Origin of the sequence: Schaalia suimastitidis DSM 15538 (assembly GCF_000429105.1) — a bacterium.
GTDB lineage: Bacteria > Actinomycetota > Actinomycetes > Actinomycetales > Actinomycetaceae > Pauljensenia > Pauljensenia suimastitidis.
In genome coordinates this window covers 131,621-156,166 of the sequence record NZ_AUBF01000008.1, presented here as the reverse complement: position 1 = coordinate 156,166, position 24,546 = coordinate 131,621, and the positions used below count along the sequence as shown (strand labels likewise).

Here is a 24,546-nt window from a genome sequence, read left to right as displayed (position 1 = left end):
TGTGGTGGCGGTGACTACTGTGGCTGTCGTCTGGCTCGGCATTTCCCCCTCAGCTTTGCTTGCTGACAGATTGTGTGACCGTTAACTTAACAATACGGGCCGCTTCGACATAGGATTTGTCTAGCGAGCACCGCAATACCGTCACAGGAGACGATCACGGAGGATACAGCCATGTCAGAAACACACGAGCGCAGCTGGATTGACAGTGGCGACACCGCGTTGGGTATCGAATTAGGGTCAACCCGTATCAAAGCCGTACTTATTGGCCCGGATCACCAAGTTTTGGCAACAGGGGGCCACAGCTGGGAAAACCAACTTGTTGACGGTCTGTGGTCCTACTCCCTCGACGCAGTACATGACGGTTTGCAGGCGGCCTACGCCAGCCTCGTCAATGACGTGCAACAGCGGTACGGCACCACCCCCACCACCTATGGGTCCTTTGGCGTTTCCGCCATGATGCACGGCTACCTTGCCTTTGACGAAGATGGTCGCCAACTCGTGCCATTCCGTACGTGGCGCAATGTATCAACCGGTGCTGCTGCGGAAGAACTCACCGCGCTCTTTGGCGTGAATATTCCCATGCGATGGTCGGTTGCTCACCTGCATCAAGCAGTCTTGGACAACGAGGAACATATTGCACGTGTTGCCTCGATTAATACGCTTGCCGGTTACGTCCACGAACTCCTTACCGGACGCCACGTCTTGGGGATCGGTGACGCTTCGGGGATGTTCCCCATCGACTCAGTTGCAGGCGACTACGACCAGAAGCGTCTTGACGCGTACGAGCAGCATATTGCCGACCGCGGATATACGTGGACACTACGTGAACTTTTGCCTGAGGTCCTTTGTGCAGGAGCTGATGCAGGTGTTCTCACGCAGGCAGGGGCAGCGTTCCTTGATCCGACTGGTGTTCTTCAAGCAGGTGTTCCGCTGTGTCCGCCCGAAGGTGATGCAGGTACCGGCATGGTTGCGACCAATGCGGTGGCGCCACGCACCGGCAATGTGTCGGCAGGAACATCTATCTTCGCCATGATTGTTTTGGAAAAAGCACTGTCGAAACTCCATATGGAAATTGACCCCGTCACCACGCCTGATGGCTCTCCAGTGGCAATGGTGCATTCCAATAACGGCGCCTCTGAATTGGATGAGTGGGTGGGAGTATTTGCTGAGTTCGCAGCCCTGGCTGGCGTGGAGATTCCTATGGGGCGTATCTACGACCTGCTGTATAGCCATGCTCTGACAGGTGCAGCTGACGGTGATGGCGTGATGGCCTATAACCTGTTGTCCGGGGAACCTGTCATCGGGTTGGATGCGGGGCGTCCGCTGGTCATGCATACGCCGGGTGCGGATTTTTCCCTCGCGACCTTTATGCGCACACAATTGATGGCGGTTTTTGCTCCTGTTCGCGTTGGTATGGATATCCTCACAGAGGAAGGCGTGGAACTTGACCGCCTTTTGGCTCACGGTGGCATCTTTAAAACAGCGGGTGTGGCACAGAAAGTCTTGGCTGACGCCCTTCGTACACCTATTGCTGTGGGGGAGACTGCTGGCGAAGGCGGCGCGTGGGGTATCGCGGTCCTTGCACGCTTTGCGCAGCGGGCTACCCAAGGACAAAGTCTGCCCGCCTACCTTAATGAGCAGGTCTTTGCTCAAGCTGGTATGAGCGTGATCGACCCCGACCAGGATGATGCGGCGGCATTTGAAACCTTCCTTGCCCGCTATATGCAGGCGCGTCCCGTTGTCGAGGCAGCCGCTACGCATTCCTAAAGGGTTGGCGCCGCCGTCGAAGCGCGTATCACAAGATCGGGCACAAAGCGCCGATGTGAAGCCGCCTCGCTTGCGTGAATGTCCCCGTTCAGGAGAAGGTCGGCGGCGGCCCACCCTAATTCATCCATGGGTTGATGCACTGTGGTGAGCGGTACGGCCATCTGCTTGGCCAGGGGAATATCGTCGAATCCGACGATTGATACGTCATGTGGCACCCGTAGTCCAGCATCGCGCAGTGCTGACACCGCGCCAATAGCAATCAGGTCGTTGGCGCAGAAAAAGGCAGTGGGTAGCGTGTCCATGCTGTCGCGGGCGCAGTTGTCAATGAGTTGTCGCATGAGTGACATGGAGGCGTGGACTGTGAAGGCTTCACATTCGTAGACCGATAACGCCACCTGGTCATCTGTATCGCGTTGGGCGTTGAAGGCAAGGACTGCTTCACGTGTGCCTGCCTCACGATCGCGTGCTTGTCGAATGCGCGCGGGGCCGTTGAGGAAACCGATGCGGCGATGTCCCAGTTCCATCAGGTGATTGAGTGCAAGTCGTGCACCAGCGTGGTCGTCTACAGCAACTGAAGGAATCGAGGTGTCGTCGGCAGGGAAATCAAAGAGCACTACCGGGATGCCGCGCTCAACTAATTCGCGCGCGATCTTCAACGAGGCGTCGACAGGGGACAGGAGAATGCCGCGCACTGCCTGTCCTGCCAGGGTGCGCAGGAGCTGGGCCTCAGCCTGCGCCTCGGCCTGCGTTGCTGACAGCGCCATAATGCACCCGCCCTCGGTAAGGCGCCTGTCCATACCTGCGGCGGCCTCCATAAAGAACGGGTTCGTCAGATCGTAGACGGCAACCCCGACCAGTGGGGAGGTGCCGCGACGTAGCGCTTGTGCGGTTGGGTTGGGAACGTAGCCGAGGTCGCGTATGGCAGTCTCGACGCGCTCGCGGATTTCGGGACGCACCGTACCCCGTCCGTTAATAACGTTCGACACCGTGCCGACGCTGACGTGGGCGTGGCTGGCGACATCTTTGACGCTGGGTGGACGGCTCGCGGTATTCATGCGCCCATCATAGTGGGCGCAGGATTGTTGATAGATACCGTCGGGATTACGCAAATATGCGCAGTTTGTTGACGAGCAGGTGTTGCTTATGTGTTTGGTCTGCATATTGGCATCGAATCGTTATGTGATGCGGATTGACAATGTGGTCACATTTACGCGATGATACGTTTTAATGAATCGTTTCAGCCCTCAAAGAGGAGGAGGTGACTTCGTGCCAACATCACAAACCGTGCCACTGGTGTCTTTACAACATGCGGTCAAAACCTTCGGACCTGTTGTTGCGATGGCAGATGGATGTATCGACCTATATCCCGGTGAAATCCATGCACTCGCAGGAGAAAATGGTGCAGGTAAATCCACATTGGTGAAGGTGCTGGCCGGTCTTCATCGCCCAGACTCCGGTGAGTTCCTTGTTGGCGGAAAGCCCGCAAAATTCGCTAGCCCTGCCGAATCAAAAGCTGCAGGGATCTCGGTGATCTACCAGGAGCCCACGTTATTCCCGGACCTGAGTGTTGCAGAAAATATCTATATTGGTCGCCAGCCCCGTGGTCGATTCGGCATGATCGACCACGCGAAGATGCGGCGTGACGCCCAAACACTCTTTGAGCGCCTTGAGGTAGATATTGATCCATCGCGCGCGGCTGAAGGTCTGTCTATTGCCGATCAGCAGATCCTGGAAATTGCAAAAGCCATCTCCCTAGATGCCAATGTGCTCATTATGGACGAACCTACGGCCGCACTTTCTGGGCACGAGGTGGAGCGCCTCTTCGCTATCGCACGCACCCTACGCGATCAAGGCGCTGCGCTGATGTTTATCTCGCATCGCATGGAAGAAATCTTCGACCTATGCGACCGCATCACCATCATGCGCGATGGGCGGTATGTTTCCACCCGGATGTTGGCTGAAACCACCCACGCCGAATTGGTGCGCGACATGGTGGGACGCGATGTCGATCAGCTCTTTCCAAAAGTTGAGGTTGAGATAGGTGAGCCAGTATTACGCGTCAAAGGTCTGACCCGCACAGGCGTCTTTCACGACATTACCTTCGATGTGCGCGCTGGTGAAATCGTTGCCTTGGCGGGGCTTGTCGGAGCAGGACGTTCAGAGGTTGCACGAGCCATTATGGGTATTGATACCGTCGATGCTGGTAGCATCTGGGCCCTCGGCTCCGATCTGCCCCTTGGGAATACGGCCGCCACCATTGCCCGAGGCCTCGCATTTGTTCCCGAGGACCGACGCAGACAAGGCCTCGTCATGGAGATGTCAGTCCTGCGCAATACCGCACTGACATTGCGTCACCAACTGGCACACTTTGGGTTGATTAGCTCCAAAGAGGAAGAAAGCCTTGCCACCGAATGGGCGCGCAACCTTGAGGTGAAAACCGCGACGATGCACCATGCCGTCTCAACCTTGTCAGGTGGCAATCAACAAAAGGTTGTCCTCGCCAAATGGCTAGCGACCGACCCTCGGATCCTCATCGTCGACGAACCCACCCGAGGCATCGATGTGGGGACGAAAGCAGAGGTACACCGACTACTGGGAGTCCTTGCCAAACGAGGCGTCGGCATCGTCATGATTTCTTCTGAATTACCCGAGGTACTAGGGATGGCTGATCGTGTCCTCGTGATGTGTGAAGGGCGCCTTACGGGTGAATTCACCCGAGAGCAGGCCAATGCCGAGGCCATTATGGTTGCGGCCACCGACCACTCAAAGGCGGCATCATGACAAAAAGTCTTTCGCAGAGCCATTCGCGGCTGCGCGCAATTTTGAGCGCACGAGAAATGCCGGTATTTGTTGCTCTGCTTGCATTGGTCATTATTACCTGGGCAATCAACCCACGATTCCTCACCCCACAAGGGGTGAAGGATCTCTTCCTCAATGCCACCATCGCCATGCTGATGGCCGCAGGGCAATCCCTCATCATTTCCTCAGAGGGTGTCGACCTGTCAGTCGGTTCAATCCTGGGATGCTCAGCATTCTTCACGGGCGTGCTCTTTGCGCAATACCCAGATATTCCCATCGTGGTGGTCTTCGTGGCAGGCACCCTATTGGGGGCGTTGCTGGGCAGTATCAACGGCATACTCGTCACCAAAGCAAAAGTGCCAGCGATGGTCATTACCTTGGGAACCCTGTATGCCTTCAGAGGCTTCCTTAACTGGTGGGCGGGTTCTACACAGTATTTCGCTGGCGACCGGCCCCAAGCCTTCGGTGACATGGGCGTGGCCACCTTCTTTGGTTTCCCGGTCCTGACTGCATTGGCCGTATTTGTCGTGATCCTTGTATCACTCTACCAGCGTTATGCGCGCTCTGGCCGTGACCTCTACGCCATTGGTTCCGATCGTGATGCTGCTGCCGTCTACGGTATTCCCGTGGGACGCCGAGTCTTTACAGCCTTCGTAGTCAACGGCGCTCTTGTTGGCCTAGGAGGCGTCCTTTACGCCTCGCGTTTTAATTCAGTAGGCGCCACCACCGGTAGTGGCATGGAACTTGATATCGTCGCCGCCTGCGTCGTTGGCGGTGTGGCAATTACTGGCGGTGTCGGTATCGCCTATGGCGCCGCCATCGGAGCATTGCTTCTCAACACCATTACATCGGCGTTGACGGCGCTCGGAGTCGACAAATTCTGGCAAAAAGCCATGGTGGGCGCTCTCATTATCGTCGCCATTGTTATCGACCGTGTGTCGACCATTCGCCGCCAAGAAGCTCTGCGGAAGAAGGGAGCTGCAGCATGAGTAGTGGTGCAACATTAGGGCGACTTGTCGCATCACGTGACGCGAAGATGACCATGATTCTGCTTGCGGTCGTCATCATTGCGGCCGTTCTCGTCCCGCGGTTCACTCAACCGCGGACCCTGACCTACCTTGTCTTGGATATTGCCGCCATCTTGCTGATGGCCTTACCTATGACGCTGGTAATGATCTGCGCAGATATCGACCTCTCGGTGGCCTCTACCGCTGGATTGGTCAGTGCTGCAATGGGTGTAATGGTCAGTAGCGGCATGCCATTTGCTCTCACCATCATTGTGTGCCTACTCATTGGCATCGCCTGCGGCACATTCAATGCACTGATGACTACATGGGTAGGTCTGCCTGCGCTTGCCGTCACCATCGGTACCTTGGCGCTCTATCGTGGCCTCGCTTTAGTGGTTATTGGAGACCAATCCATCTCGGCATTCCCCGAATGGGCTACCGCACTGGTCACAGGCAAATTTGGAACTACTGGGATCCCCTACATCGGGCTCCCTCTGGTGCTCATCGTCATATTCTTCTGGCTACTGCTACACAAAACTCCTTATGGTCGCGGTCTTTTCGCATTGGGATCCTCACGGGAAGCGGCAGCATTCGTTGGGATTCACACGCAGCGTTCACGCAGTATCGCACTGATCCTGTCTGGCCTGATGGCTGCTATCGCAGGTATCTATTGGACGCTGCGCTATTCAGCGGCAAAATCAGACAACGTCGAAGGCCTTGAACTCACCGTCATCGCTGCGGTGGTTTTTGGTGGCGTTTCTGTCTTTGGCGGCAAGGGGTCCATTTGGGGCTCTGTCTGCGGCGTGATGACGGTCGGCGTGATCAACTACGCTCTGCGTCTTAACCGTGTGCCAGAGGTGGTCCTTGTGACCATCACTGGTCTGCTCCTTATCGCATCGGTCGTTGCCCCGTCGGTGGCCTCGGCCTTTAACAACTGGCGTCACCGCAATCAACGAAAGGTGACGACCCAACCGGCAACCCCCCACACAATTGGCGCATAACGCCAGAAAGGAAGACAACGATGTCCCGCTCAACACGAGGCATAACCGCCCTCGGTGTCGTCACTGTCACCGCTGCAATGGCGCTATCAGCTTGCTCAGGAAGCAGTGACACTGCGAACACCACTGAGACGACGAGCAGTGATGGCGCCAGCAGCGCTGCCACCATCGACGTTGCAGATGCCACGATTACGTTCATTCCGAAACAGCTCAACAACCCCTTCTCTGATGTGATGCTCGGTGGTGGTGAGGCAGGCGCCAAGGAACTTGGATTTGCCGAGGCCAATATCGTCGGCCCGCTCGAAGCATCCTCCTCGTCACAGGTGTCCTTCATTAATGCTGAAGTGCAGGCAGGCACCAATGTTCTGGTGATTGCAGCCAATGACCCCGATGCCGTGTGTCCGGCACTGAAAGAAGCCCGTGATGCTGGCACGAAGGTGGTGACCTTCGACTCTGACGCATCAGCTGACTGCCGTGACGTCTTTATTAATCAGGTGGAATCCAAGCAGGTTGCTATCACCATGCTGGAAATGGTGCATGAGCAGATCGGTGGCCAAGGTGATATTGCCATACTGTCAGCAACAGCGACAGCAGCCAATCAAAATGCGTGGATAAAGTTCATGGAGGACGAAATTGCCTCTAATGACAAGTACTCCAAGATCAATATTGTCACCAAGGTCTACGGCGATGACGATGACACCAAGTCCTTCCAGGAAGCGCAGGGGCTGCTTCAGCAGTACCCTGAGCTCGATGCGATTGTCTCGCCAACAACCGTTGGTATAGCCGCAACAGCTCGTTACCTGTCGACCTCAGAATACAAGGGGAAAGTGGTACTGACCGGTCTGGGCCTACCCAATGAAATGCGTTCTTTCGTTAAAGATGGAACAGTTACGGAATTTGCACTATGGGATCCAGCTCAGTTGGGGTACGTCGCAGCCTACGCAGGAGCTGCGCTGCACTCAGGTGTCATCACCGGCGCCGTGGGTGAAAGCTTCACCGCAGGTGAACTGGGTGAACGCACCATTGAAGAAGGTGGCATCGTCGTTGTTGGCGATCCTGTCCGCTTCAATGCAGACAATATTGACAACTACGACTTCTGACAGATAAAGGGGCGGTCGGTGATCGAGTGTCATCGGCCGCCCCTTTGCCATTGAAAAATACGCTACCCCATTGCAAATGAAACGATTCAGCGCTATGCTAAAACCATCGCTTCCACTCAAGGATGAAGGAGAGCTGATGAGCACACCTACCGTATCTGAACTGCTAAACAGCACATCGCAAGCATCATCCACACGCGCCTGCTTTCTCCTTCGCGTCCGGCCAGAAAAACTCGCGGAATACATCGAGGTCCATCAGCATGTCTGGGAGGACATGCGTCAAGCTCTCTCCGATTGTGGCTGGCGAAACTACTCCCTATTTCTCGACCCAGATACCGGCATGGTCGTTGGCTACTTTGAATCAGACGACGTTAAGGCTGCCCAAGAATCCATGGCGCGCACCGATGTCAATACCAGGTGGCAAGCCGAGATGGCGCAATACTTTGTCCAACCAAGCGGCGGAAACGCGCATATTCTGCCTCAATATTTCTACCTGCCGTAAAGCTGCGCATGCATCTGAGCGCCCCTGTCTTTCGCGGCAATGTCTGCATCGTCCTTACCACACCACCCCCTAATAACTCGTGGACAGATGTTCCGATCCTCGCCCACATCACCCTCGATAATGCGCGATCCCTGCCCGCGCCTCGTCAATCACCCCTAGGAGAACAACGATGGTCACCCTTGACAGTCTGGCCCCCAACCAGCGGCGTCTGCTGGACGAACAAAGTATTGAATTGCCCAGCTGGGCTTTCGGAAACTCGGGTACGCGATTCAGGGTATTTACCACCCCAGGTGTCCCGCGCGATCCATTTGAAAAAATCGACGACGTCGCTGAGGTCCACAGGCTTACAGGCATCACGCCTCGCGTATCCCTCCACATCCCTTGGGACAAAGTAGACGACTACGACGCCCTGCGTGCGCACGCCCACAGTCAAGGCATTAGCATCGGCACCATTAACTCCAATGTTTTTCAAGACGAAGACTACAAACTCGGGTCACTATGTCACGCAGATCAGCGTGTCCGTGACAAGGCCATCGCCCACCACATTGATTGCATCGACGTCATGCGCGCGACCGGCGCATTCGCACTGAAAATCTGGCTTGCCGACGGGACAAATTATCCAGGTCAAGACTCGATACGTGCTCGCCAAGATCGCTTGGCTGACTCTCTGCAGCAAATATATGCGGCAATGGATGACGACCAACAACTTGTCCTTGAATATAAGTTCTTTGAACCTGCGTTCTACCACACTGACGTGCCCGACTGGGGGACAAGTTTCGTCCACTGTCTCGCTTTGGGCGACCGCGCCAAAGTTGTCCTAGACACGGGGCATCATGCGCCGGGGACCAATATCGAGTTCATAGTCGCCCAGCTGGTTCGTGTGGGCCGCTTGGGTGCCTTCGACTTCAACTCCCGTTTCTACGCTGATGATGACCTCATTGTTGGTTCAGCCGACCCCTTCCAACTCTTCCGCATAATGAACGAAATTATTGCCGCGGACGTTTTGCGCGCTGACTCAGGTGTGAACTTCATGCTTGATCAGTGCCACAACCTGGAAGAGAAAATCCCGGGCCAAATTCGTTCAGTCACCAATGTGCAAGAGGCAACAGCCAAGGCGCTCATCGTTGACCGTGAAGCGTTGACGGCAGCGCAGAACGCGGGCGATGTGTTGGGTGCAAACGCCATTTTGATGGATGCTTACAACACGGATGTGCGTCCGCTGCTGGCCGAACTGCGTCAGGCACGAGGCTTACCTGCCGACCCCATGAAGACTTTCCTTGAATCAGGGTATCTGGAGCGTATCCGTGCCGAACGCGTTGGTGGCAACGCAGCCGGTTGGGGTGCTTAAACGTATGACCGTGGGGGTGCGGCGGGCAATTGTGCGCCTAGTTGAGCCATTGCCCGCGGCACCACGGTTGGGCCAAAAGAGTACGTGGCCCGCTACATCATCGATGAAACGAGTTTCCTATGGCACACATATTGCCTGTCCATATTGGTGCCGTTGACCTTGGTGCATCTTCCGGCCGTGTCATGGTCGGTACCTTCGACGGCGAGTCAGTAACACTGACCGAGGTGCGCCGATTCTCCAATGCGCCTATTCCAGTGCCCACGGATCGTGGTACTCGGCTGTATTGGGATGTGTTGCGCCTATGGGATGAGATACGTCAAGGTCTTGCCCAGGGTGCGCGCGATGTTGGTCCGCTGTCTGTCGTTGGTATCGACAGCTGGGCGGTGGACTACGGCATTATTGACGAGGCGGGGGTGCTGAGCACTCAAATGGCCTCCTACCGCTGTCAACGGACCGCCGGTGTGCCACAGGAGGTATTTGCCAAGATTCCGGCACAAGATTTCTATCGCATTAATGGCTTGCAGGTGCAACCATTTAATACGGTTTTTCAGCTCATTGCCGAGCAGCGTGAAGGCGGTTTGGCTGCCGCGCACAATACCGTATTGCTCTTGCCGGATTTATTGGCTTACTGGCTCACAGGTCAGCGCGTCGCGGAAGTTACCAACGCCTCGACAATGGGCCTTATTGATGCGCGCACACGTCGGTGGTCGGCGCACCTTCTGGAGGAGCTGCGTGACAAGATGTCACTTGATGTTGCCCCACTTTTGCCGACATTGGTGGAAAGTGGTGCGCTGGTCGGTACTATTCGCCCTGAGGTTGGTGATCTGCGCACGCCTGCCGGTGCGCTAGTGCCAGTGATTGCGGTGGGGACGCACGACACTGCTTCGGCGGTTGCTGCCGTACCAGCTGCGGGCAACGATTTCGCCTATATTTCCTGCGGTACTTGGTCGCTCGTTGGTCTTGAACTTGATGAACCGGTGCTGACTGAAGCGTCGCGGGCCGCGAATTTTACGAATGAACTGGGTGTCGATTCTACGGTGCGCTATTTGAAGAATGTGATGGGCCTGTGGGTCTTCAACGAAGCGGTGCGCACGTGGCGCGAGCAGGGTTACGAGGCTTCGTATCGTGACCTTGATGCGGCTGCGGAATATGCCGAACCATTGCGCACCGTGGTTGATATTAACGATGAACGTTTCTTTGCGCCTGGCGATATGGCGGCCCGCATCGACGCCTACGCCAAGGAAACGGGTCAAGCGATCCCGCGTAGTTTAGGTGAGTATGTGCGCTGTATTGATGACTCTTTGGCCTTAGCGTACCGGCGCGCGGTGAGGCAGGCTGTCGCGTTGTCAGGTCGTGAAGTGTCGGTACTCCATATGGTTGGTGGTGGTATTCGCAACCGCCTACTGTGCCAACTTGCCGCCGATGCGACAGGTTTGCCGGTTATTGCTGGGCCCGAAGAAGGTACCGCCATGGGTAATATCCTTGTCGCGGCCCGAGGTGCGGGCATCGTTGAAGGGGATCTTGCGGATTTGCGGGCTATCGTGCGCGCCTCGACGTCGCTGCTGCAATATGCGCCTCATGAGGCGCTTGCCCTTGCGTGGGACGAGGCTGAGGCGCGGATATTCGGCTAAAGCGGGGCGCGGATATGGCAGCGTGCGGATAGCGTTGCGCATGGGCATGGCAGAACACGGATAGAGCGGCGCACCGCCGGTGTTGCGTGCGGATAGCGTTGCGCATGGGCAGCGCAGTCTGTGGATAGAGCAATGCGCCCGATGGTGACGGATGAACACCATCGGGCGCGCGGCTAGTGTCGTGATCCCGGGTGGCAATGTGACGTGACAGTCGACGCTACGGAGCCTTGATGCTGGGGCTAGCCCTGTGCCGCTACGTGCTTTCGGTAGGCCTCGGCTTCCCAGTTTTCGATGAAATGACGTTCGCGCATATCCATTGCGCGGCAGGTGCCAAGCCTAGAGGCGTCGGCAGCCACCCGCAGCGCGTCCGTAAATGTTGCGAGGGCGTTAGTTGCACTGGCCTCGCTGTTTCCTGCAGCAAAAATTGCCCGACCTGGGATTACTGCCACAATGGGGCAGCGGCCATGCGTTTCGCGATACGTTGACATGGCATTGGCAATCTCGTCTGCTGAGGCATCGGCGGGAAGTATTAGTGGTAGAGACCCGGCATAGACGATCTGATCGGGGATCAACGGCCCGTCGACAAGGGGGGTGGCTGTTGGGTGGGCTAATGCCAGGGTTGGCGTGTGGGTGTTGATCGCGATGCTGTCCACTTCCAAAACTTCTTTGAGGTGCTTTGCTACGGCAGTTGCGCGGCCCGGCTCAAGCGGATCGGCGGTGAAGGGTGCAGGATGCGGCGCCTCGTCAATGGTGGCACGAATGGCGGCAGTAGCACTAAAGATGCGTTGCGCAACCTCGTCGTAGCTGTTGCCGGAGGCAATAATGCCGTGATTGCCGAGCATGACTAGACCAGGCGTGGCCTTGCCTGTGCGCTGCTTATGGGCCTCAATGGCTGTTTCAATACCGCGTGCCAGCGGGATGCCTGGATCGAGATAGTCCACCCAAATGGCCTCGTCACCAAGTATTTGAGCGGTGAGTTCGCGGCCGTGTGTATTGCAGGTGATGGCATTAGCAGTGAGCGGGTGGAGATGGAGAACAAGAGGCTGTTCAAGAAGGGCATGGAAGAGGATTTCGACGCTGGGTCGCCTGCCACCCGCATCGCCGACCTGTGCGCGCTGGGCTGCGATACGGACAGGGTCGCCGTCGAATTCTTCGTCGCTGTGAAGGGCGGCAAGGAGTACGTCAATTTTGAGTGGCACAAGGTCGTCGGCATCCAAGGTTGCCAGCGGTACGCCGGAGGGTTTGATGTGAAGGATGCCGTCGATTTTTACCGAGGCGTTGCCACCGCCTGCGCGTGAAAACTCAGGGTCACCGCCAATTTCATTAGCGAGGCGGATGAGTTCAGATGTGAGGCTGTCCTGCGGCACGAGATTCTCCAATGAATACGTGAATCGTTTCAGAAGTAGCCTATGGTGCGTTTCGGTTATTGTCAATGGAACGTTTCATTTCCTTGGCAGTGCAGCATGCTGGGGCAGGACATGACTTATTAACCAATAAACTAAATATCGAATGAATAGTGGTGAGCTTCGTGGTACTGCCGAACGCCTCCCACCCTTTTCGGGACCGTCATTCGTGGGCTAGTGGATATCAGTGGCTGTGACGACACTCAATCACCAAGTAATGTCCAGGCACTTCCACCGTGTTCATTTTCTTCCTTTCTCTCAACTCCAGGTACCCTTGAGTCCATGGGTAAAGCCAGTCGCCGCAAGAAAATCGCACACGTCGCCAACCGACCCGCGCCTCGTGCCGTTATTCCTTTCGTGGAACGGCCCTATGAAGGGCTTTCCGCAGAAAAGGAATTGGTCGCCATGCGCGAAATCATTCCATGCGCAACGATGAGCGCACGTACCACAGCCCAATACGGTGACCTTGAATTCGACATTGTTACGCTTCTGCCTGACGGTGTTGCTGCCATGGTCAGAGGCGACGGACGTATCCTCGTTGGACTTCAAACACGCAATAACTCCGGTGACCTCTCACATGACGCAGGTGCCGCACTCCTTGCAGCCATCGCCGCAAAGGAAGCAGGCAATGACGGCGTGGTCACTACCGACGTGCGTGAACCTGCGCCGCGCCTCCAAGAACTCCTTGTTGCAGACGGTTTCGGCCCAATGGAGCTGACCGCCGACTACGGATATTGGTTCGACCCAGCTGAAGAACTTGACGCTGACACCCGCAGCGCCCTGGAGCGTAACCGTGAAGAGGTCGTCCCTACTGAGGCTGTCCCAGGTGTTGACGGCATGTACTGGTGCGAAATGAACCGTAATTTCGTGCGTATTCTTACCGACGTCGACGAATCGAAACTTTTCACTGCACTGGCACGCCTCCAAGCTTCCGGCAAAGCCACTCTTGGTGACGGCTCCCGTTTCGTCGGCGCATTCCGTGCCTGCGGTATTGCCATCCCAGTATTTGAACTTGCTGAAGGGGCAACAGCGACCGACATTGCCGACGATGCGAAAAAACTCGCCGACAACCTCGCTGCCGCGCTGAAAGTCACTGACCCAATGACGCACGACGAACGCAGAGCCCGCCAAGGCCTCGTTTCGCGGCAAGTCACCATCCGCTGAAAAGCCGCACCCGGGCCTGCAGTGAACGACGCTGCAGGCCCAGTGTATTTGCCCACAATTACACGCAGAAGCCGTCCGTAAGCCGAGGAGTGGTTTCACTGCCGACAGCTTGCCTCTACCATTGATGCTGTGAATCACGCTGGTCCGCTCGCGCCACACCACCGCAATGCCCCGCAACGAGTCGCAGCAATTATCCCTGCCCACAATGTTGGCCGAATCATTGCCTCTACGGTACGTTCATGTCGCGCAATCCCCGGCGTTGACCTCATTATTGTCATTGACGATGCGTCAACTGATGACACTGCCCGTGCCGCGCGACATGCAGGTGCCACCGTCGTCTCTCATACGGTGATGCGTGGTCGGGCCTCGGCCATCGAAACCGGCGTCAAAGTTGCTGCCATGCGTGATCACTCAGACTGGCCACCACGGCTCCTCCTGTTACTTTCAGGAGATCTTGGCGAATCAACAGTCGAAGCGACAATCCTCGTCGAAGCGGTAATGTCAGGCCGCGCTGACTGCGCTATCGCCACCCCACCTGGAGCCGAGGCTCCGCCGCGTACCGTTTCAGAAAACCTTGCCCGCGCCTCGATTCGCCGCGCAACCGGCTGGAATGCGCGTTCGCCACTCAAACAAGAACGCTGTCTGACACGCGAAGCAATTACCGTGTCCATGCCATTTGCCTCTGGCACAGGTCTGGAAGCGGCAATGGCTATCGACATTTTGACCGCTGGCCTCTCCGTCGTCGAATTACCCTGCTCTTTCGTTCACCACGACCCTCATGGGCACGCGCGCACATCACGGCGTTCCCGTAACCCTGCTGAAGTGCTCCTCGGTGTCGTCAAACGCCGCATCGTTGGTAGACGTATGCCCAGGGCACAACGCACACCGATCACCAAACAGCACCCCGTCGGTGACCCGTATCCGCGTGCAGCCTACGAACGGCTTGCCGTCAGCGACGAGGCGTAGTGATGTTCGCACAACAGCTGTCCGCGTGGATGACGGTTGCCACGCCGATCGGTGACCTCGTGTTGTACGCCAGCGAACAGGGCCTTATGCGCATCGCATTACCCTATGAACGTCCCAGCGGGATATTTGCCACCGACCATACGACCATGGGTGATGTGGCTAATTGTCCTCAGGCCCACCTCATCCTTGAGGAGGCGAGCACACAGATCACCGAATATTTTGCCGGCCAGCGACACCACTTCGACCTTCCTCTCGACCGACGCCTCAGCGGGGCCGAAGGCTCATTTACACAGAATATTCACCGAGCCATTGGCCTCATCCCGTACGGACACACCATGACCTACGGTGAAGTCGCCGAAGTTGCAGGGCATCCTCGCGCTGTGAGAGCTGTCGGCACCGCATGCTCAAAAAATCCGCTGCCCATCGTGGTGCCCTGCCATCGTGTATTGCGCGCCGACGGGTCGATCGGCGGATATGGTGGCGCTGCAGGTGCTGGCGGTGGAGGACTCCTCATCAAAGAAACCTTGCTGTCTCTGGAAGGCGCAATCTGAAGTATCGCAGCACACTTTGATGCAGGTGTTCCCATGACAGATGTCATGGGAACACCTATCCCAAGGGCCACTGTGCGTACCGACAGGGTGAACATAGTGTTGAGGTATGGAAACGACACATGCACTTTCAGCCCGCGAGATCATCAAATCTTTCGGGGCCACAACAGCTGTGAACAAGGTAAGTATTGACATTGCTTGCGGTGAAATCGTTGCTCTCCTGGGCAAAAACGGTGCCGGCAAAACGACGTTTCTGGACATTGCCCTCGGCCTGCAGCAGGCAGACAAAGGGCAGGCCACCCTATTTGGTATGCCGCCACGTGAAGCGGTACGCCGTTCCCTGGTGGGTGTTGTCCAGCAAACCGGAGCACTGCTCGAGGAATACACAGTTCGTCAATGCCTTGGTGTTTTCGCAGCAGCCCACAGTCACGCTCGCGATATCGACGAGATTTTGGCCGAAACCCGGCTAACAGCCCTGGCCAAACGCCCAATCCGTAAACTATCTGGCGGCGAGAAACAGCGGGTGCGCCTAGCTCTCGCGCTGTTGCCTGACCCGAGGCTACTGATCCTTGATGAGCCAACCGCAGGGATGGACGCCCTGGCGCGCCGCGATTTTTGGGCATTGATGCGTCAGCAAGCAACCAATGGACGCACCATTATCTTCGCCACCCACTACCTGGCAGAAGCGGAAGATTTTGCTCAACGCACCATTGTCATCAAAGACGGGTCCCTTGTTGCAGACGCTGAAACCTTCGCCTTACGGCAACACTATGCGCGCAATGTATTGCGTATCTGTGTAGCAAATCGCGCGCGCACAGCAGTCGAAGACATTGTGTCCAACACAGGCGATCTTGAGCCGGGTAGCGTCACATGGAACGCCGTTAATGGGTCGGGTGACAACGAATTAGTGATTCGTTCGCACAACACTGACGCTCTTGCACGACACCTCCTTGCCATTGACGGCACGTCAGGGCTGACTATCAGCGCCTCCAGCCTCGAAGATGTTTTCGCCCACCTCACTGCCTGACTCACTCTGCCCGCACCGCCTCGTCACATATCAGCGTCGACCCCTGACCTTAGGAATGACACTCATGGAAACCGTATCCACACCTGCCAGCACACCTACTCGCCGCCCCCGTCCAGCAAAAGCTGGGACCGGATGGAAGGGGTGGGGAACCCTCACCTGGTACTCCTTCTGGAAGATGCTCACCAACCCCTTTATCGTCGGCTTTGCCATTGGGTTGCCGACCTTTATGTACTTTATGTTCGGCACGGGTCAGGACTACTCGAAAGAATGGGTGATCTACTCCAACGTTGCGGCAACGGTTCTGGTCAATATGGCAATCTATGGCGCAGTGATGACGGTATCGTCGATGGGTGCCAATTATGCCCTTGAACGCACCAGCGGAGTGTCGCGCCTATTCGCGATGACGCCACTGTCACCACTGGCCATCATCGTCTCACGGCTGAGTGCTGCGGTGAGTTTGGGTGCTTTCGTTGTCGCCATTGTTTTCGCTATCGGGCGGGCAACAGATGCACGTATGGAGGCTCATGCTTGGGCAGGGTCCTTCATCATGATCCTCGTGCTATCGGTGCTTCCAGCTGTTATTGGCCTTGCCTTCGCATTTGCAGTACGCAGCGATGGGGCCTTTGCTGCAACGAGTGGCCTGACAGTGGTGTGCTCTTTTGGGGCGGGGATGTTTATCCCCGTGGAACAAATGGGTGAGTTTATGGGACATCTTGCCCCGTGGACACCTCTGTATGGGCTAGCCAAACTGTCGGCACTGCCCATGTACGGCTGGGAAGAGTTCCAATGGGAGTGGCTGGCGAATTTCGTCATCTGGACCCTACTTTTTGCCCTACTCGCAGTATGGGGGCAGCGCCGAGACACTGGTCGCTAACCTATTATTGATGGTGGACGAGGTGAGGAAGAGTATGCCAACATCAGGTACGACACGCAGGTGGCGCCTCACCCTACCACCTGGACGTCTCGAATCATTGGCATGGGCAAGTCCATATGTCATATTCCTCCTGCTGCCCGTGATAGGTGCCGTCCAATTGGGTGTGGCGACGCCCCAAGGGGCAGCGGTACTGGCAGCCACCCTTATCTTCGGCGCCGTCTATCTCTTAAGTTGGTTGTTTAATGAGTCGGCACCACCTGACTCACACAGCAGCCGCATATTCGTCGCGTGGTTCATGGCTCTGTGCGCTACCTATGGGCTGCTTCACCTGAGTCTGGAGTGGAGCGGTCTAGGGTCCGGTACGTACTACCTCACCTTCTGTGCAGCCGCTTTCGTCTTTCAAGCACCCAAAAAATGGTTGATGCCTGGCGTGACCGTCCTCCTCTTTCTGGTGGGACTGTTGGCCAATGTCATCACCAACGATGGTCTCATTCCTTTTGTGGTGGCCACCATCACCACTATCGCAGCGTTGAAAGTACGTAACGAAGTTGAACGTGAACAATACCGGTCGCTTCAGCTTGAACACGACTTGGAACTGTCTCGCGAACGTGAAAGGGTGCGTCTGAGTGCTGACCTTCACGACATCCTTGGGCACACACTCACAGGTATCACTGTGACAGCCGACCTTGCTGGGCGTTTGCTTGACGCAGGAAAAATTGACCAGGCCCGCGCGCAACTTGACGAACTCACTGAAATGTCACGCCAAGCTCTGGCGGATGTGCGCCAAGTCGTGGCCGGCAACCGAAGTCTGGAACCTGCAGCTGAAATAGACAGTGTGCGCCGACTGCTGGCCAGCGCCCACGTTGAATGTGTGGTGATCAACGATGGTGAACCGAGCTTCGCACCGATGAGAACCCTGGTTGCCCACGCCATTCGTGAAGGCTGTACAAATGCATTACGACATGCGAATGCCAACACCGTGACCATCCACATGCGCACCGATGGTGTCACCATCACGAATGATATGGCGCGGCGATGGCGGCGAAATGTGCCGCGTGCAGAAGGGAGTAGCGGAACTGGTCTTGAGGCCTTGCGGGAGCGCGGCCTCAATATCGCCACGGTCACGTGGGGACTGCGCGATGCTCAATGGGTACTTGATGTGAAGGAAGACCGAGGATGAATGCCGGAAGCACACTCCAAGTGGTCGTCATTGACGACCAAGCAATGGTGCGTGGAGCGATTGCCACACTGCTCAGCCTGGAAGACGATATTGACGTGGTAGGACAAGCAGGTGACGGCGCGGCGGCGTTGACTCTTTTGGAAGAGCTAAAAAATAAGGGTCAGCATGTTGATGTTGTCCTCATGGACATTGAAATGCCAACAATGGATGGGATTACTGCGTGCGCAGCAGTGAAGGCACGGTATCCGCGCACGGCGGTGCTGATCCTCACCACGTTTAGCCGCCCGGGCTACGTTCAACGTGCCCTTGATGCCGGTGCGGGTGGTTTCGTTGTCAAAGATGCGCCATCAGAACAGTTAGCTCTTGCGGTGCGACAAGTTGCCGCAGGTAAACGGGTGATTGACCCTGCTCTTGCCCTTGAAACGCTCACCGCAGGTGCAAGCCCCCTTACCGAGCGAGAGGTAGAGGTACTGCGCGAGGTGGCCAAGGGTGGAACGATTGCTGACGTTGCCGACGCCCTTGGTATGAGCCAAGGGACGGCACGTAATCACGTGAGTTCTGCGATGGTGAAAACCGGTGCACGTACCAGAGCGGAAGCAGCGGTAATCGCCAATGGAGCGGGTTGGCTGTAGCGCCGAGGTGGTGGATGCTTTCGCTGTTAGTCGATTGACAAGTAATTTTATTAAGTTGTAACGACGTGTTCAGGGTTTTGTTCCGTTTATTTGTTGGGTCATTACCGTGGCTGGTGTGCGGTGTGTGGATCATTTTTTCAAGAATGCGGTGGTTGAGGGTTTGGTGGAGGCGGATGGTGTTCCGCCAGTGCGCTCACGAGGTGGTCGCCACTTCTGTTTCGGTGGGACTGTCCCATTGTTGGGAGTAGGTGGGTTTGGTTTAATATGAGCCGAAGGCAGTGGCGGACAAGGCGTCAGTGATGACCGCTGTATACACCAACAATTATGTGGTAGAGACGTCGACAAAATTGGTTTCAAGCTCAACTATCGTGTACTACCGGCATTCTATGTAAGAATGGATCAGGTGCTCTTGCTTGGCAGATCGGAGAGAATCGTTTGTCACATTGCGGGGCTTTGGATTAATCTATTCATCGTTTTTATGGTTATTCTCTTTGCAGGTAATGTAAGATATATGGTCTCTCTCGAATCCTCTGCCTTCGTTTTTCTGACGATGCTCATTATGAATCTTCTCCCTATTCTTAATACGGATGGCCAGAAACTCCTGACAACTATTTTGGATATCGAGCGACCATGAGACATGAGGGTCGCGAGTCAGGTCTTGCGTATTATTCATGTTGTGTCGATATTGGCTGTAATTGGGATTGTTGCTCGTTTTATTTTTGACGTGTCAACGGTTTTTTGGGGGGAAGTCGGCGTATGAATACTGTTGTGGAGGCTCATCATCTACGTGTCTCATACGGGAGACATGTTGCCTTGAATCTCGAACAGTTCGTGTTGGATCGAGCCGAAGGAATCGTTGGAGTTTTTGGACCGAACGGTGCGGGCAAATCGACCTTTTTAAGGACCGTTGTTGGTGACATCGTCCGATACGAAGGTAGGTTGTCAGTTCCAAATCGAGCCGTAGTTAGTTATCTTCCTGATGAGCCATTCCTGTATCCGTGGTTGACGGTATCGCAATGCGTTGAGTTATTCCGCAACCGCTACCCTGATTTCCGGACGCCGGTTTTTGAAGATTTTCTTTCAGGCGCACAGTTTTCATATTCGAGCCGTGTACAAAGCCTCTCAAAAGGAATGAATGAGCGTCTTCACCTTGCGTTGGTAATGTCAAGAGCGCCTCATCTTTATGTTCTGGACGAGCCGCTTGCTGGCGTTGATCCTCTCACTCGTGATCATCTTTTGGAACTCATTCAAGGGTTGCGTTATCCAGAGGCTCCAATGCTGCTTAGTACCCATCTGATTAATGGTGTGGATTCCATTTTCGATCAGGTGGTACTTTTCTCGGAGGGGCGCGTGCTCAGACATGATAGTGCGGCTCATCTTCGTGAATTAGGTGAGGGCGATCTTGAACGGGCGTACAAGCTGAGTATGTTGGGACAGGAATGACGATGACTGAAATTCACCTTATCGCGACCAAATATGGCCGCCTCATGATCTCCCTTGTTTTGGCTCTCCTAGTCTTTGCGTTCATCCGCCTGATGTCCAGCGAACTCCTTGCTGCCCAAATTTACGGCGTCGGAACAATGTTGATAGAAGTTGCGCTAACGGTATACGCATTAGATGCTGTTATCCGTCTCGTTGGAACATGTGATGACCAGTTACTCTTGCTCTCACCACTTCCCAGGTGGCGTCTCGCTATCAGGGTCATCACTGTCCTGTGTGCGAATCTGCTGGCGGGATATCTTGCAACATTGCTGCCGCTTCTTCACGGGACCCGAGACGAGTGGATGGCACAGATACCAAACCTTGTTGGCTATGTCGTTTCAACTTTCACCGGACTCGGCATGATGTTGCTCATCGCATACGCTCTAAAAGGGATCAATAATCGTTTCGCGTTCCTTGTTCTCGCCTGGTTCAGTTATGTGCTCGTCAGTGCCATCGCAGTCGGTGTCGGCCTGTGCTGGCTCGAGACTGCCGCTCCCGATGCAGTGTGGATTCTGGGCGCGACATCTAATGAATCTGTCCTCAACCTCTTCGCCGCTAATATCCCGATCACCGTTCTTGACGCGACAGCGCAATCGAAAATTGCTGCCGCTTATATCCTGGCGAACGCGGTTTTGGGGATTGTCTGTTGGGTAACTGCTTTCACTGTTAGTCGATCGAACAACAATTTCATCAAGCTGTAATGAACTGTCCTGGGTTTTGTTTCTTGGTTTTTGAGGTGGATTTTTTGGGGGTGGATTTCGTTCGCCGTGGAGTTTGGAGCGTTACTCTGTGGGGATTAGGGATCGGGTTGGCACGCTTGTTGAGAATCAAATCAAAGCCAAACTTGGCGCGTTAAACTTAGAAAAGTGATCCGCGCCAACACTCAAAATCGGACACCAGACGCGGTGGCCACACAATAAACAAGCAGAACAACACCCCGGATATTTCAGTTCTTAAGTCGTAAGCTATTGAGGACCACGAAAACTGACGAAAATGCCATTGCTGCCGAGGCAATCATGGGATTGAGCATGCCCAACACAGCTAGAGGTATCATCGCCACGTTGTAGGCAAAGGCCCAAAAAAGGTTCTGCTTGATGACGCGCAACGTTTTGCGGGAGATTCGGATGGCGGTGGCAACGGTGTGAAGGGACGAGGTGGATAAGGTCACCTCAGCCACGTCAATGGCCACATCCGTTCCTGAGCCCATCGCCATCCCAAGATCAGCTTGGGCTAAAGCCTCGGCGTCATTCACGCCGTCACCAACAACGGCCACTGTGTGACCGCCTTCGCGTAAAGCAGCGACCAGAGCACGCTTATCGTGGGGGAGCATGCCAGCGTGAACTTCGTCGATGCCGACCAGCATGGCAACGTGGTGGGCTGCTCCCGCATTGTCGCCACTAGCCAACATAGGTGTTAAACCTAAAGCTTTGAGGTCTGCGATGGCGTCGCTCGCCTCAGCTTTGGGTGTATCGCGGATGGTGAAAAGTCCCAGCACCTGCGCCTGAGGTAGCTGCTCAGGAAGGACACGGTGCCGCGATGGAGCCGTGGCCAGTGGTGCTTCCACCTGCACCTGTCGTGCCTCACGGCGCTGAACCTGTCCCTGATAGCCAGCCGCGTTGACGGTATATTCCAACTCGGCATCGTCCCAGGGTCGGGTCAATGTGATGGTTGCTGACTCAGTGGCGAGGTTGACGACGGCAACAACACCATCAAGCTTGCCGAGTTTACGTTCCACGCGACGCACGCAGGATGCGCAGGTCATCCCTTTGACGCTCATATACACCGTCTCCGTCAAAGCATCAGGGGCAAGGGACGAGGCGGTGGCAGATTGCGCCGCAGACGTGGCGGGCGCACGGTGATTCCAGGTGTCCTCACGCCAGCAAGGGACGCGCGCAAGCAAAACCGCTGAGGCGCCACTGGCCTCGGCCCGCTTCGCTTGGTCTGCGAGGGGGGTAGATAGGCCGTGGCCCGCCAGCCACTCGGGTTTCCCCAGCAGTATCAATTCGGTGGTATCGCCACTGCGAACGAGGGCGCTCACCCCATGACCAGGATGATTAGTGAAGGCGTCGACGGGCGGTAGGGCAAGACCTTTGGAATGAGCTGCCTCGACAATAGCGCGAGCCAAGGGATGTTCCGATGCTGCCTCAATACCTGCCGCCACAGCAAGCACCTCATCACCCGTCAACTCCAAATCGGCAGGTACGTCAACCGACTCCAGGCTCATCACGCCTGTGGTCACAGTCCCAGTTTTGTCGAAAACCACGGTGTCGATGCGGCGCGTCGACTCTAAAACCTCTGGTGTACGAATGAGGGCACCAAGTTTTGCTGCCCGACCCGACCCGACCAGCAGTGCTGTCGGCGTCGCAAGACCCAGGGCGCAAGGACAGGCCACGACCAACACGGATACTGCCGCTGTAAATGCCATCTGTATTTCTGCGCCCACCAGCAGCCACAATACAAAGGTTGCCAGCGCAATGGCGATAACAACAGGAACAAAAACGGCGGAAATACGGTCAGCGAGGCGCTGAATTGGAGCTTTGCCGGATTGGGCGTCAGCAAGAGCCTTGCCCATCTGCGCCAGTGTCGTTTCGGCCCCCACTTTGCGTGCACGCACCACCAGTGTGCCCCAGGTGTTCAGGGTGGCGCCCGTAACCTCGTCACCCACCGTGACATCTACAGGCAAAGATTCGCCGGTCAGTAGTGCGGTATCAACGGCGGAAGCTCCTTCAATAACCGTACCGTCGGCGGCAAATTTTTCGCCTGGACGCACAAGGAAAAGATCCCCTGGCTCAAGTTCGCTGGCAGCGACAGTGCGTTCAGTGCGCACGCCTGTTTCGTCAATGGTCACCAAGGACGCCGTTTTCGCCCCCATTTCAAGGAGGGACCGTAGTGCATCGCCTGCGCTGTGTTTTGCTCGTGCTTCCAAAAGTCGACCAAGGAGCAAAAAGGTGACGATAGTGGCGGCACCTTCAAAATAGATATGTGCGCCGCCAAATGCGTGGCTGCTTCCGGCGTGCGTGGCAGTGCTTTCGGTGAAGTAGGGTGGCAGAGTCGGTAGGAACGACGTCCACCCCATGTCGTGCGAAGTGGCTGCTGCGCCGCCAAATATCAATGCCCATAGGCTCCACGCGGTCGTGGCAACCACCCCCAGCGATACCAGCGTGTCCATAGTGGTGGAGCCATGCTGTGCAGCACGCCACGCTGTCGCGTGAAATGGCCACGCTGCCCATGTCACTACCGGCATGGTCAGTAGTGCGACCAGATACTGCCATCCGTTGAATTGCCACACAGGCACCATTGATACGGCAACGATTACCGCAGTGAGCGGTAAAGCGACCCACAAGCGTATGCGGAGTTGGTCGAAACGGTCGGATGTGGGTGCGCTCATCGGTAGTGTCCTGTGAGTGAAGTAGAGAAAGCAGGGCGAAGATGCCCGCAGCGTGGCCGCCCACATGCTGGGGCGGGTGACAGGCGAGTGACCTTAGAAGTCGCGGTGGATACCCACAAGTTCAAAACCGGCTTCTGCGACAGCGTCGCCTAACGCTGCGTCATCAACACCGGTGTCGGTGACGACGGTGACTTTCGAGGTGCCGCCAGAGTTGAGGATGACCTCAACGTTGAGGACGCCGTCAACGTCTTGCAGTTCCTCAGATATGGAGGCGACGCAGTGTCCGCAGGTGAGTCCGTTGACGTCAAGGACGACGGTGCGATCAATAGCCATGGGTTTCTCCTTATGGGTAGGTGGGGCAGATGGGTGGGCGCTTTGTGATGGTTACGACTTGACGAGGCGGGCGATGGCCTTGGTCGCTTCAAGGACTTTCTCCTGCGCTGCCTCGTCCGATTCCTTTGCTGCCTGCACCACGCAGTGTCCCAGGTGGTCTTGGACCAGACCGAGCGCAACGGCGTCAAGGGCGGACTGGACCGCGGACACTTGGGTGAGGATGTCAATACAGTAATCCCCTTGGGAGACCATGCGTTGGAGACCGCGCACTTGGCCCTCGATGCGACGAAGGCGCGTGAGGTACTGCTCGGTGGAAGCGGCGTATCCGTGCATATTCCCCTCCTTAGTGGACCACAATCCCCAAGGTACCCCCAGGGGGTATGTCTGTCAATGGCTAAAA

General features: G+C 56.1%; 22 protein-coding genes. 17 read left to right on the top strand and 5 right to left on the bottom strand.

Annotated elements, in window-relative coordinates:
- The first annotated feature begins 171 nt into the window (after positions 1–171).
- Positions 172–1,767: a xylulokinase gene (locus G438_RS0104185; RefSeq protein ID WP_026460271.1), complete on the top strand. Its 1,596-nt coding sequence runs from the start codon at positions 172–174 to the stop codon at positions 1,765–1,767.
- Here the strand turns inward: G438_RS0104185 and G438_RS0104180 are convergent.
- Positions 1,764–2,822, bottom strand: a complete 1,059-nt coding sequence (locus tag G438_RS0104180; protein ID WP_026460270.1) for a LacI family DNA-binding transcriptional regulator — start codon at positions 2,820–2,822, stop codon at positions 1,764–1,766. The genes G438_RS0104185 and G438_RS0104180 overlap by 4 nt on opposite strands.
- A 211-nt stretch (positions 2,823–3,033) precedes the next feature.
- Between G438_RS0104180 and G438_RS0104175 the strand changes: the two genes are divergently transcribed.
- The 7 genes from G438_RS0104175 to G438_RS0104145 all read left to right on the top strand — a co-directional run bounded on the left by G438_RS0104175 (position 3,034) and on the right by G438_RS0104145 (position 11,149).
- On the top strand, positions 3,034–4,548 hold the full coding sequence (locus tag G438_RS0104175; RefSeq protein ID WP_026460269.1) for a sugar ABC transporter ATP-binding protein: 1,515 nt from the start codon (positions 3,034–3,036) through the stop codon (positions 4,546–4,548).
- Positions 4,545–5,555, top strand: a complete 1,011-nt coding sequence (locus tag G438_RS0104170) for an ABC transporter permease (protein WP_026460268.1) — start codon at positions 4,545–4,547, stop codon at positions 5,553–5,555. Before G438_RS0104175 ends, G438_RS0104170 begins: the two co-directional genes overlap by 4 nt.
- On the top strand, positions 5,552–6,574 hold the full coding sequence (locus G438_RS10750) for an ABC transporter permease (RefSeq protein WP_034285052.1): 1,023 nt from the start codon (positions 5,552–5,554) through the stop codon (positions 6,572–6,574). Before G438_RS0104170 ends, G438_RS10750 begins: the two co-directional genes overlap by 4 nt.
- Before the next feature lie 20 nt (positions 6,575–6,594).
- On the top strand, positions 6,595–7,671 hold the full coding sequence (gene rhaS / locus G438_RS0104160) for a rhamnose ABC transporter substrate-binding protein (RefSeq protein WP_026460267.1): 1,077 nt from the start codon (positions 6,595–6,597) through the stop codon (positions 7,669–7,671).
- Between the two features lie 133 nt (positions 7,672–7,804).
- Positions 7,805–8,170, top strand: coding sequence for an L-rhamnose mutarotase (locus tag G438_RS0104155; protein WP_026460266.1), 366 nt, complete (start codon positions 7,805–7,807; stop codon positions 8,168–8,170).
- A 169-nt stretch (positions 8,171–8,339) separates the two neighbouring features.
- Positions 8,340–9,518 (top strand): L-rhamnose isomerase, encoded by a 1,179-nt coding sequence (gene rhaI / locus G438_RS0104150; RefSeq protein ID WP_034285050.1) that lies wholly within the window; start codon positions 8,340–8,342, stop codon positions 9,516–9,518.
- Between the two features lie 119 nt (positions 9,519–9,637).
- Complete coding sequence (locus G438_RS0104145) at positions 9,638–11,149, top strand: rhamnulokinase (protein ID WP_026460264.1); 1,512 nt, start codon at positions 9,638–9,640, stop codon at positions 11,147–11,149.
- Positions 11,150–11,388: 239 nt separating this feature from the next.
- Here G438_RS0104145 and G438_RS0104140 read toward each other — a convergent pair whose 3' ends face one another.
- Positions 11,389–12,516 carry a class II aldolase/adducin family protein gene (locus tag G438_RS0104140; protein ID WP_131245761.1) on the bottom strand — a complete coding sequence of 376 codons (1,128 nt, stop codon included), beginning with the start codon at positions 12,514–12,516 and terminating at the stop codon, positions 11,389–11,391.
- Between the two features lie 318 nt (positions 12,517–12,834).
- Between G438_RS0104140 and G438_RS0104135 the strand changes: the two genes are divergently transcribed.
- The 9 genes from G438_RS0104135 to G438_RS0104090 all read left to right on the top strand — a co-directional run bounded on the left by G438_RS0104135 (position 12,835) and on the right by G438_RS0104090 (position 21,126).
- Positions 12,835–13,716: a DUF5926 family protein gene (locus G438_RS0104135; RefSeq protein ID WP_026460262.1), complete on the top strand. Its 882-nt coding sequence runs from the start codon at positions 12,835–12,837 to the stop codon at positions 13,714–13,716.
- A gap of 129 nt (positions 13,717–13,845) precedes the next feature.
- Complete coding sequence (locus G438_RS0104130) at positions 13,846–14,682, top strand: glycosyltransferase family 2 protein (protein ID WP_026460261.1); 837 nt, start codon at positions 13,846–13,848, stop codon at positions 14,680–14,682.
- A 2-nt stretch (positions 14,683–14,684) separates the two neighbouring features.
- Positions 14,685–15,233, top strand: coding sequence for a methylated-DNA--[protein]-cysteine S-methyltransferase (locus tag G438_RS10745; protein ID WP_034285048.1), 549 nt, complete (start codon positions 14,685–14,687; stop codon positions 15,231–15,233).
- Between the two features lie 106 nt (positions 15,234–15,339).
- Positions 15,340–16,257, top strand: a complete 918-nt coding sequence (locus G438_RS0104120) for an ABC transporter ATP-binding protein (protein WP_026460260.1) — start codon at positions 15,340–15,342, stop codon at positions 16,255–16,257.
- Between the two features lie 64 nt (positions 16,258–16,321).
- Entirely contained in the window at positions 16,322–17,131 is an 810-nt protein-coding gene (locus G438_RS0104115) for an ABC transporter permease (RefSeq protein WP_051259278.1), read from the top strand.
- Positions 17,132–17,153: 22 nt separating this feature from the next.
- Positions 17,154–18,311, top strand: a complete 1,158-nt coding sequence (locus G438_RS0104110) for a sensor histidine kinase (RefSeq protein ID WP_205618403.1) — start codon at positions 17,154–17,156, stop codon at positions 18,309–18,311.
- On the top strand, positions 18,308–18,943 hold the full coding sequence (locus tag G438_RS0104105; protein ID WP_026460257.1) for a response regulator transcription factor: 636 nt from the start codon (positions 18,308–18,310) through the stop codon (positions 18,941–18,943). Before G438_RS0104110 ends, G438_RS0104105 begins: the two co-directional genes overlap by 4 nt.
- A 756-nt stretch (positions 18,944–19,699) precedes the next feature.
- Positions 19,700–20,386, top strand: coding sequence for an ATP-binding cassette domain-containing protein (locus G438_RS12215; RefSeq protein WP_084403060.1), 687 nt, complete (start codon positions 19,700–19,702; stop codon positions 20,384–20,386).
- A 2-nt stretch (positions 20,387–20,388) separates the two neighbouring features.
- Entirely contained in the window at positions 20,389–21,126 is a 738-nt protein-coding gene (locus G438_RS0104090) for a hypothetical protein (protein ID WP_240470978.1), read from the top strand.
- Between the two features lie 245 nt (positions 21,127–21,371).
- Here the strand turns inward: G438_RS0104090 and G438_RS10740 are convergent, their stop codons facing one another.
- The 3 genes from G438_RS10740 to G438_RS0104075 form a co-directional block, all read right to left on the bottom strand.
- The gene (locus G438_RS10740; RefSeq protein WP_051259277.1) at positions 21,372–23,813 is read right to left on the bottom strand and encodes a heavy metal translocating P-type ATPase; all 2,442 of its coding nucleotides are present in this window, start codon (positions 23,811–23,813) and stop codon (positions 21,372–21,374) included.
- A gap of 93 nt (positions 23,814–23,906) precedes the next feature.
- On the bottom strand, positions 23,907–24,146 hold the full coding sequence (locus tag G438_RS0104080; protein ID WP_026460253.1) for a heavy-metal-associated domain-containing protein: 240 nt from the start codon (positions 24,144–24,146) through the stop codon (positions 23,907–23,909).
- 51 nt (positions 24,147–24,197) lie between these two features.
- Complete coding sequence (locus tag G438_RS0104075) at positions 24,198–24,479, bottom strand: metal-sensitive transcriptional regulator (RefSeq protein ID WP_026460252.1); 282 nt, start codon at positions 24,477–24,479, stop codon at positions 24,198–24,200.
- Between the last annotated feature and the right edge of the window lie 67 nt (positions 24,480–24,546).